This is a genomic window from Acaryochloris sp. IP29b_bin.148 (assembly GCF_028285565.1).
Taxonomy (GTDB): domain Bacteria; phylum Cyanobacteriota; class Cyanobacteriia; order Thermosynechococcales; family Thermosynechococcaceae; genus Acaryochloris.
Genome location: NZ_JANQOY010000150.1, coordinates 1 through 9,228, shown reverse-complemented (window position 1 = coordinate 9,228; position 9,228 = coordinate 1). Strand labels below are relative to the sequence as shown.

At 45.9% G+C, this 9,228-nt stretch carries 15 protein-coding genes and 1 pseudogene; all 16 read left to right on the top strand.

What is annotated here, in order from left to right:
- Positions 1 to 25 precede the first annotated feature (25 nt).
- Complete coding sequence (locus Q0986_RS14275; protein WP_299411425.1) at positions 26 to 307, top strand: monovalent cation/H(+) antiporter subunit G; 282 nt, start codon at positions 26 to 28, stop codon at positions 305 to 307.
- Positions 307 to 849 carry a DUF4040 domain-containing protein gene (locus Q0986_RS14270; protein WP_299411422.1) on the top strand — a complete coding sequence of 181 codons (543 nt, stop codon included), beginning with the start codon at positions 307 to 309 and terminating at the stop codon, positions 847 to 849. The genes Q0986_RS14275 and Q0986_RS14270 overlap by 1 nt, the downstream gene beginning before the upstream one ends.
- On the top strand, positions 846 to 1,508 hold the full coding sequence (locus Q0986_RS14265) for a Na(+)/H(+) antiporter subunit B (RefSeq protein ID WP_299411420.1): 663 nt from the start codon (positions 846 to 848) through the stop codon (positions 1,506 to 1,508). The genes Q0986_RS14270 and Q0986_RS14265 overlap by 4 nt, the downstream gene beginning before the upstream one ends.
- 202 nt (positions 1,509 to 1,710) lie before the next feature.
- Positions 1,711 to 2,280 (top strand): hypothetical protein, encoded by a 570-nt coding sequence (locus Q0986_RS14260; RefSeq protein WP_299411418.1) that lies wholly within the window; start codon positions 1,711 to 1,713, stop codon positions 2,278 to 2,280.
- Positions 2,281 to 2,532: 252 nt separating this feature from the next.
- Positions 2,533 to 2,715, top strand: a complete 183-nt coding sequence (locus Q0986_RS14255) for a hypothetical protein (protein ID WP_299411415.1) — start codon at positions 2,533 to 2,535, stop codon at positions 2,713 to 2,715.
- 70 nt (positions 2,716 to 2,785) lie between these two features.
- Positions 2,786 to 3,211 (top strand): hypothetical protein, encoded by a 426-nt coding sequence (locus tag Q0986_RS14250; protein WP_299411413.1) that lies wholly within the window; start codon positions 2,786 to 2,788, stop codon positions 3,209 to 3,211.
- A 196-nt stretch (positions 3,212 to 3,407) separates the two neighbouring features.
- Positions 3,408 to 3,611 carry a type II toxin-antitoxin system HicB family antitoxin gene (locus Q0986_RS14245; protein ID WP_299411411.1) on the top strand — a complete coding sequence of 68 codons (204 nt, stop codon included), beginning with the start codon at positions 3,408 to 3,410 and terminating at the stop codon, positions 3,609 to 3,611.
- Positions 3,608 to 3,817, top strand: coding sequence for a type II toxin-antitoxin system HicA family toxin (locus tag Q0986_RS14240; protein ID WP_299411408.1), 210 nt, complete (start codon positions 3,608 to 3,610; stop codon positions 3,815 to 3,817). Before Q0986_RS14245 ends, Q0986_RS14240 begins: the two co-directional genes overlap by 4 nt.
- Positions 3,818 to 3,983: 166 nt before the next feature.
- Positions 3,984 to 4,184, top strand: a complete 201-nt coding sequence (locus Q0986_RS14235) for a type II toxin-antitoxin system HicB family antitoxin (RefSeq protein WP_299411406.1) — start codon at positions 3,984 to 3,986, stop codon at positions 4,182 to 4,184.
- Positions 4,185 to 4,407: 223 nt separating this feature from the next.
- Positions 4,408 to 4,659 (top strand): UPF0175 family protein, encoded by a 252-nt coding sequence (locus tag Q0986_RS14230; protein ID WP_299411403.1) that lies wholly within the window; start codon positions 4,408 to 4,410, stop codon positions 4,657 to 4,659.
- Positions 4,652 to 5,149: a DUF3368 domain-containing protein gene (locus Q0986_RS14225; RefSeq protein ID WP_299411401.1), complete on the top strand. Its 498-nt coding sequence runs from the start codon at positions 4,652 to 4,654 to the stop codon at positions 5,147 to 5,149. The genes Q0986_RS14230 and Q0986_RS14225 overlap by 8 nt, the downstream gene beginning before the upstream one ends.
- Before the next feature lie 109 nt (positions 5,150 to 5,258).
- Positions 5,259 to 5,933 (top strand): Uma2 family endonuclease, encoded by a 675-nt coding sequence (locus tag Q0986_RS14220; RefSeq protein WP_299411398.1) that lies wholly within the window; start codon positions 5,259 to 5,261, stop codon positions 5,931 to 5,933.
- A 77-nt stretch (positions 5,934 to 6,010) separates the two neighbouring features.
- On the top strand, positions 6,011 to 6,595 hold the full coding sequence (locus Q0986_RS14215) for a hypothetical protein (RefSeq protein WP_299411396.1): 585 nt from the start codon (positions 6,011 to 6,013) through the stop codon (positions 6,593 to 6,595).
- 436 nt (positions 6,596 to 7,031) lie between these two features.
- Positions 7,032 to 7,884: pseudogene (locus tag Q0986_RS14210) on the top strand (transposase); the annotation flags it as partial.
- Between the two features lie 171 nt (positions 7,885 to 8,055).
- On the top strand, positions 8,056 to 8,412 hold the full coding sequence (locus tag Q0986_RS14205) for a hypothetical protein (protein ID WP_299411394.1): 357 nt from the start codon (positions 8,056 to 8,058) through the stop codon (positions 8,410 to 8,412).
- A 748-nt stretch (positions 8,413 to 9,160) separates the two neighbouring features.
- Positions 9,161 to 9,228 (top strand): DUF2997 domain-containing protein (locus tag Q0986_RS14200; protein ID WP_299411427.1); only part of this gene is annotated, 68 nt, incomplete at its 3' end.

The window sequence follows — 9,228 nt, the reverse complement described above, 5'->3', positions numbered from 1 at the left end:
ATATTATTAAACGGATTAGTGACGGATGATTAACGCAATTAGTTATGTCTGTATGGGCATGGGCATGGTCTTCTGGTTTTGGGGCACCTGGCCCTTAGTTGGCCACCGCTCGGTGCTGTATAAGCTCCATAGCCTCTCTGTGGCCGATACCTTGGGGTCGATGCTAATTGTCATCGGTTTGCTACTCAAAATTCCCCGGGAATGGCCCCTGCTGGTGCTGGCCATTTTGTCCCTAGCCATCTGGAATACGGTGCTGGGATATGTGTTGGCCTATTGCTCAAGTAGTCCCAAGGAGGCAGAGACCTAATGGAAGATAGTTATGTTTACATCATTATTGCCCTGCTGCCTTTGACTGCAACGATGGTGGTGCTGCAGGTCAATCCCTACCATGCCCTGATTATTCGCGGCATTTTGGGGGCAGTGGCAGCTTTGGTCTATGCCGTCTTAGGGGCAGCAGACGTAGCTTTAACAGAGGCTCTCGTCGGCACGATGCTGGCCATTACCCTCTATGCGGTAGCAGTTCGGTCCTCCCTAGTTGTGCGTCTAGGGATTCTCCAGACATTTGAGCCCCAGGAATTTCAATCTTGGATTGAAAGCTGTCGGGCTGTCTTTTCTAAGCACTATATGCGCTTAGAGCTGGTCAGTTACCCCAATGACCAAGACCTCCGCCAAGCCTTGAATAAAAAGGAAGTGCATGCCATTTATCTGCCCCAGCTGCCTACTGAATCGCAGGATCAAGCCCTAATCCGCATCCCCCGCTTGTACGAAATTATGGCAGCAGAATTGACATCACCCGCAACGGCCCTGACCTATGTGACGGTGGCTGAGTCAGCGGAGGTCAAGGTATGAAGTGGCTCTATATCCTGGCGGGACTCGCCCTCTATGTCAAAATTTTGGTAATGCCCAATCCAGAATTGGATGTGGCTGATTTGTCCATCGTCAAGGCTGTCGTTGACGATAGTGGTGTTCCCAATGCCTTAGCGGGCATTATTTTCAGGAATCGCCTCTACGACACTATCTTCGAAGTGGTGGTGTTTACCATCGCCATTATGGGCGTCCGCTTTCTCCTATCGGATGAGCAGCCCTCTACAAAGGTGCATCGATTTACGGATAAACCTTCGATTGTTCTTGCTCGCTTAGGAGCAACGATTGCCTCCTTGGTCAGTATTGAGTTAGCGATTCGCGGCCATTTAAGTCCAGGTGGTGGATTTGCGGCGGGTGTAGCGGGCGGTACAGCCATTGGCCTAATCGCGATTACCTCTTCTTCCAAGTGGATGCAGGGGATCTATCAACGCTGGCGAGCCGCCATGTGGGAGAAGATCTCCGTTCTGATATTTTTGGTCTTGGCCGCAATCACGTTGGTTGGTTTTGAATTACCCCACGGTGATCTTGGTGCTTTGGTCAGTGGCGGTGTGATTCCCATTCTTAATGTATTGGTGGCAATCAAAGTGGCCTTGGGTTCGTGGGCTGTAATTTTGGTGTTTATTCGATATCGTGGCTTGCTATAGGTGTTGTGCTGTATTCTTTTTAGATCGAGGTAGTAGACAAAGATGACTTGGGTGATGAATATCGGCAAAAGGTCGTCCATGATTACTAGATTAACGGTACGACACCTAACGTTTAATTGGAGCGGATGCATTTCAGCCGCCTCGTTTGGCTGCGCCAAGCCTCATTGTCTGTAAAGCACTGCTCAACATGGTGGTATGCATCATGAAAAATATCAGAACACGTGACCAGTATGACGCGGTTGCTCAGAAACTCGTTGGCTTAGAAATCCAACGGGTTACCTATTTTGAAATTGAATACGGAACTGATGAGCCATGCTATCTGCACCAACCTGAGATTGGCCACTTCCTCGATTACGGACTTGAATTTAAAACGCGTGATGATGGCTTTAGGACATTTTTCTGGGATGGCACGTTCTACCAATACGGCATAGGGATTTTCCCACACGAAGCAAAGTGTGAAGTCACAACGAGTCGTCAATGGGATGTTAGCGCCACATCTGATTGGCGACCCTTCATTGGATCAATGATTACTTCTGTCGATGTTTTTTGGTCGTGGGCGTCAGAATCAGTGACCGATGACGAAGCATTTCGCACATACTACCCTCAGGATTTGCGCCTGTCATTTTCATGCCACCGCCATATTTACTTATCGGCTTCGCAATATATGGATTTATCTGATAGGCTGTGGGCCATGTCTGATGACATACTCGTTGTTTTCGATGAGACAGTTGCCCAAAAGTATGCGATTGGGCCATATGCATTGGGCACATGAGTTTGCCCTGTTCAACACATTCGATGAAACCGAATGAACCATTGTTTCTCTTAACGACTTGCAAAGTGTTGCAGAGCAAGCGCCTGAGCGATTTACCCAATGTTCAAGTCTGCAAATTCGGATTTTCAACATTCAGCCTCATGTTCCAAAAGATATGCTAGAGCTAGTGATGCAGATTATTTCAAAGACAGAGGCTAGACTGCCAGCATTAGAACAAAGTATTCAAGAAATTAAGACCGAGTGGAAGTTACCATGACCAACCAACCATCGATGCCCGATCCGTCCGTTGATCCACGTCTGTTGGGAAATCTCCGTCGTGCTCATCTAGAAATTGAGGAATTAGGATTACAGCTTGATGCAGTACTGGCTAAATTTGACGAAGAAATCCGTCAGCAAAGGCTTAGCAAATTGAACAGGCTTGGTAGAGAGAGGTAGACAAGCCAAATTTCTTTCGTGTTAAGAGGAAATTTGCCTTTGTATTATAGTTATGTTGATTGGCCGATCCATGACATTGGCTACCAGCAACGCCATCGCCTATCTGCAGTCGCTAGTCGCGGACGACAACGGACTCGTGGTCGAGCTTAACCACGACGACACACCCATCGGGAAGCAAGTCGGAGATATGGAATTGAAGTCCCAGATTGATAAAACTATTCAAATAAATTTAATGTCTTATGGGATTACCTTTCCTATTGATAATAAAGGCAAAATATTGATACATGAATTCTGGATCGACACTCAGGCTAATGCTGGAATGCTGTACATACAACCTAAAAACAAGTTACCTAAAGGAGCATTACCTTTTTTAGTTGGTTGTGCTGACTTTGTATATGGAGTTTTTCATTTTGAAGGCAAAGCAGCAATAATTGAAGTTAGTACGATGGCACTAGATGGTGAAATCAAAGATTTCTATCTCAGTAATCAAGAATAATTGCATTGATAGAAAAGCCAAAATAGCTGGAGTAGTTTCTAGGCCTTTGAGGTTGATTTTCCTTCTTCCTTCTCACCAATCTTAGCTTCATATAGAATATCTGCCAAAGGCTAAAACAACGTATTTATGTTAATGAATAATGGTTCTTATATGTACAGGATGTAAGTCCTATTAATGTTACTAAATCGGTGATTTAATGAAGATTAAAGCAGTTATCCATTCAGCAGAAGAAGGAGGGTATTGGGCAGAAGTTCCTGCACTTCCTGGTTGTATTACTGAAGGGGATACCAAAGATGAAGTAATCAACAATTTGAGAGATGCTATTGAAGGTTGGCTTGACGTTGCTAATGAGCGTCAGGTGACTCAATCAACTGATCAAATAGTTGAAATTGCTGTATGAGATCTGTTTCAGGTAAACAACTTTGCAAAATTGTGGAGCGAAAAGGTTGGATTTTGAAAAGAGTAACTGGTAGTCATCATATTTATGCAAAAGTTGATGTCGGTGAAATTCTATCAATCCCAGTTCACAAGAATCGAGATTTAAAAATTGGAACTTTGAGAGCTTTAATGAAAATTGCCCAGCTATCTGAGGAAGACTTACGCTAACCTAAACTATCTACTATAAGCACGTCTAACCTATGCGTGCACACGAACGCTCGATAGTCACTTACCTGCTTTATATTGTAAGTTATTGCCCGCGCCATGGAGACAAGGCCGCTTATCCTGCGGCTACACTACAAATATCACGCTTATCGTTTTGGAGCTGGTTGATGTGAAGTGGCGAGTAGTCCTAGAGCTTGATCCAGAGACTAATGATTGGGCTGTCTGGTGTCCCGAGCTTCCCGGCTGTGTTTCTTGTGGGGAAACGCAAGCTGAAGCAATAGAGAGTATTCAAGAAGCTATCGCTCTTTACCTGAAGCCATCTCCTATCAATCTCCAATCTGGTGCTATAACTTGTGAGGTTACCGTGTAATGGGCAAGCATATTCGCCGCATGGATGCTCATCAGTGGGAGTGAGCTTTCCATTCTTAACGCGTTGATGGCTATCAAGGTTGCCCTGGAGGATCAGGGTTTATTCAGTATCGTGGGTTATTACAGGTGGCATTCTGTTTTACCGCACTCAGTTAATGGATGATGTGTTAACACAGAAGTGAGCGTTCAGATCTCTGATGGTTAGATTGATAGAAGACACTCCGATGACTCAAGTTACCCTCAATATCCCGGATGACTTATTCGAGAATCCAGACGACGCTTCTACAGACCTAGCTCAGCGATTACAGCTAGCAGCCGCGATCTACTGGTATACCCGTGGCGAGATCTCCCAGGGAAAAGCAGCACAGTTAGCTGGGATGACACGTCAAAAATTCCTGGAACGATTGGCCCATGAAAAACTAGATGTGTTTCAAGTCGATTTAGAAGATTTGGCTCAGGAGTTAACGCTTGGCTGAAGCCTCACAGTTGCCACCTGTCATTGATGCCTCGCCTTTGATTTTCTTATCGACTGCAAATTACTTACACCTTCTTCAGCAGTTGTATCCCCAGGTGCTTGTACCACAAGTGGTGATCCAAGAAATTCGGCAATATGGCGATGCCGACCCGACCTGTCTAGCTTTGCAGAAGGCCGACTGGTTGGTTGAAGTTAAGCCTCCCATAACCCCCCAAGCTGTTCGTGCTTGCCGACTAGATCCAGGTGAATCTGCCGTTTTGGCTTGGGCGCAGCTGTATCCTGGTACCGAAGCTATTGTGGATGACTTAGCAGGTCGCCGTTGTGCCCAACAACTGGGTATTCCAGTTCGAGGAACGTTGGGTTTGGTGTTGGTGGCGAAACAACGGGGATATATTCTAGCTGCTCGTCCAGTGATAGCGGATCTGAAGCAAGCAGGTATGTACTTGAGCAATCGGGTGATTAATCAAGCATTGGCAATGGTGGGAGAGTAGATTCTTGAGAATTGTAATTCTGAAATAGAGTCACCTTTGGCTTATAGCTGAAGTCTCAAGCTCTCTGGGACCGTCAGCTAAAATGAGGTAAGACTCATGGGTCACAAGTATGGTCACAACAGGCGTACCAGTTGAGCATCAAGCCCTTGGAGAAAAATGCGTTACTGTTAGCGGCTTGACTTGGGACGCCTATCAGCAAATTCTGCATGCCTTACCCAATAGTCGAGCGGTTAGACTTACCTACGATCAAGGAACTCTAGAAATTGTGATGCCCCTAGAAGATCATGAATTTGCTCTGCGATTAATTGAGCGATTCATTGTGATTTTGGTGGCGGCTATGGGCCTGAAGATCAAAACCATGGGTTCCACAACCATGGATCGCCCAGATCTAGATCGAGGGTCTGAACCCGACTGTGCCTATTACATTCAAAATCAAGCAGTGGTGACAGGACGGAAGGTTGATTTCTCCCAGGACCCACCACCAGATTTGGTGGTAGAAGTGGACATTACCAACACGGATATTGCCAAAGATCGGTTGTATGCATCGATGGGGGTGCCTGAGTTTTGGCGCTATAACGGGCAGGTGTGGCGGATTTTTCAACTGCAGGGAGAAGCGTATCAGGAATGCGATGGGCTCTGTCCGGCCTTCGGCCATCGCAGCCCCACCTTCGATTGGGTCAACAAAGAAGATTTATACCACTTCCTAGAACAAGCCCAACAGGATGAAATTGCTGCCGAGCAAAATTTTCGAGCATTGGCACAACAAAAATTTAAGCAATCATAACTCAGACGATTAGGGTGTCACCTAATGACCAGAGATGAGACACTGATGGTCAGCATTGACCTTTGTGGAACCTCGTTATGACTGCAGACCATCCTTTATCTGCTCAACAACAAGAACTCAGCTGCCTTGGCTTCCGCGTTTTAGAAGTGATGCCAGACACGATTATTGCGGCACGTCGGACGTTTAATTGGGAATGCCTGTTGACGTGGGTAAACTACACCGTCTTTGTCCGCCGGGTTCCCCTCCTCAATGCTCAGGTCATGGCAACCGATCAATTGACGTTAATGCAGCAGGCCCAGAAGGCAAATCAGTCACCGTTGCCTAGAGGCTTTCAATCGGGTAATGCTGTGCTGGTAGCCTATATTGCCGACCAAGTAGATTTAGAAGCACGCCAACTGTGTCAGCGCAAAACTAAGATCCGTTTCGCCCAGTTTTACGTGCCTGCGGCACTAGATCAAGATAGGCAAATCTATCTGATCCAAAAAACGCCTTTATGGGGCTTTATATATTACGTCAAATTTCGTTATATCCTCAATCGCCTTTTAAAGCCCGAAGGTACTCCAAATCAGGAACCCCGGTCGACAGCTGGAATGATCCTGACAGGTGTGTTTGGGGTATATATGGTGTTTTTGGTACTCTTTTTGGTCTCGATATTGAGTTAAATTACTTCCTAATTTAACAACTTTCTGACGGCGCTTAAAATTAATGCAATGTGATATTTTCAATCCCAAGTCGTATGATTTAGCTTTTTAGGTGGTATTTCTTGCTCCTTGCGAGAAAATTGCAAGGAGAATTTTCTACCTTGCACCCAGTCAAACCTACGAGAGTCTCCCCGGCAAAGCCGGGGGCATACCTATATTGAGTTACCATAACCAACCATCGATGCCCGATCCGTCTATTAATCCATATCTGTTGGGTAATCTTCGTCGTGCTCGTCTAGAAATTGAAGAATTAGGGTTACAGCTGGATGAAGTACTAGCTAGGGTTTGCTTCGAAAGTCTAAATCCGAATCATCCCAGTGTATCCAAGTGTTGAAAACACTTGAGAAGTGCAAGGAAAATCATTCAAAATATTCCAAACTCTTGCACATACAACCCGATGTATCGTCGCCCATCCCCCGCTCAACTGTCCTTTGAGAATTTCTACTTGTCCTTCGGTGGCAAACTATCAGGCGAGAACCGCTGGGTAAAACTAGCCGAGCTGACTCCCTGGGAGAGCTTTAAGTCAGAGTATGCAGAGCAATTCAGTCCAAGCATGGGGGCACTGCTAAACCCTTTCGTGTGGCCTTAGGGACCTTAATCATCAAAGAGAAACTGGGTGTATCCGACGCATAGACCGTAGAACAGATTCGAGAGAACCCCTACTTGCAGTACTTTCTGGGGTTTAGTGACTATCGAGATAGTGCTCCCTTTGATGCCTCCATGTTGGTTCACTTTCGCCAACAGTTGAACCTAGAGCTGCTGACTCAAGTCAACGATGCAGTAGTGGAATCAGTGCTAGCCTCCGAGGGTTCTCCTGTTGCGATGTCCCCTGAGTTATCTTCCTCCCTCTGACGACGAAGAAGATGAGCCTCCTGCGCCTCCCAACCAAGGCCAATTGTTGATAGACGCGACCTGTGCACCAGCCGATATTCGCTATCCGAAAGACTTAGAGCTGCTCAATGATACCCGCAAAGCGAGTGAAGCCATCCTCGATGCCCTCTATTCCCAAGTCATGCTGTCACTCAAGTGCAAACCTTGCACCTATCGTAAACTGGCCCGCAAAGCCTATCTGGCGATTGCCAAGAAACGTCAACCGAGCCGCAAGCTGATTCATAAAGGGATTCGTCAGCAGTTGGGCTATGTGCGGCGGAATCTAGCCCACATTGATGGATTGGGCTTCCCTATCCCAATTGTCCCGGCGACAGTACCGTCTGTTGCTGGTGATTCATGAAGTCTTTCGACAGCAAGAGTGATCGTATTGATATCAAATCTTCAACCCTTTATACCACTGGTTGACTTTGGTTAAATGCGATCGCTGCTTGAAATAGCCAGAGTATTGTGATCGCAACGCCATTGCAGTTCGATAGTACTTGTGCTCCAACCTCTGCATATCTATTATTCTTCATCACGATACCCGAACTATGGTTTTTACAAATTCTTGGTTTTGGTTGGCAGTGTTGATGTGGATTGTGGGGGTCGGAATAATCGTAAGTTGGCTGATGGGGAAGATTTGGTTTCGCAATCAAGGCAAACTATATCGCTGGCAAATTTGGCTATTCAGAGCAAATGGTGTTGTAGGTGGCCTAGCGGGCTTAGTCATTGGATACCAAATTGGAGAGAAACAACCGTTATCGCAAACTTGTGAAGGGCTTGCAGCTTGGGGATGTATATCGGAGGGGTTGGCCAATACCCTTATAGGTAGTCTATTGGGGACATGGGCTGGGGCAATAGTTGCGGTTGTGGGAGCTGTAATTATTCTCAAAAGCTTAAAAATTTAACAGAAGCCTAAGTTGCGATGCTCGAAGGCCGCTCTTCGAGCATCGCAACTCAATAGCATTCATGCCGCCCTGTAGCCATTTTGGGTGCAGGAATCGATAATCTGAGATCGCAACAGTGCTTCATTCACAACAAATTAAATTCTTAAACAGTCGATAGGGGATCAGTCAGATTCTGCTCTGTTCCATAGCGAGTTTTCAGCTAGAGATGAAGATGTTGCCTATCGTGAGCTGGCAAAAATCCTTCTAACCGTGAGTCAAGCACTCTTGATTGAGAAGGGACCATAGCCTGGATTCATTTGTACCTCTTTGTAAAGAGAAAGACACTTCTTTATCTTTCTTATCAGAAAAAGACATATCAACGCTCTACTTTCCCCCTGAAATATACCCTTTGCTAGGGGATAGCATCCTCCCGCCAAAAAGCGTCGAATCCTTATTCTGTTATGCACTTCAGAGATTCATCGAGGACGATCCCACTCATCAAAACGCTAACCAAAAACAATCATGATTAATGGCGAGACGCTAGACGCTAAGCAACTTGCAGTCTCCATAAAACGTTACAACCCAACGCTTGACGCATTTTGAGTCTTCCTAGAAACTAATTTCAAGTGATTGCTCTTGCAACCAAGAACTTTTGTTATAATTCGTCCTAAATTGATAACGGTTTATTACGACAACTTACTAACTAGATTCGACGCTGATGCAGGTTGGATCTGTCCTCGCTCATATAGTCTTCGGTGGTGCATAAAGCATGGAAACCCTTGAGTTTGTCATTTACCCCGACGGTCGGGTGCAAGAGATGGTAACGGGTATTGTTGG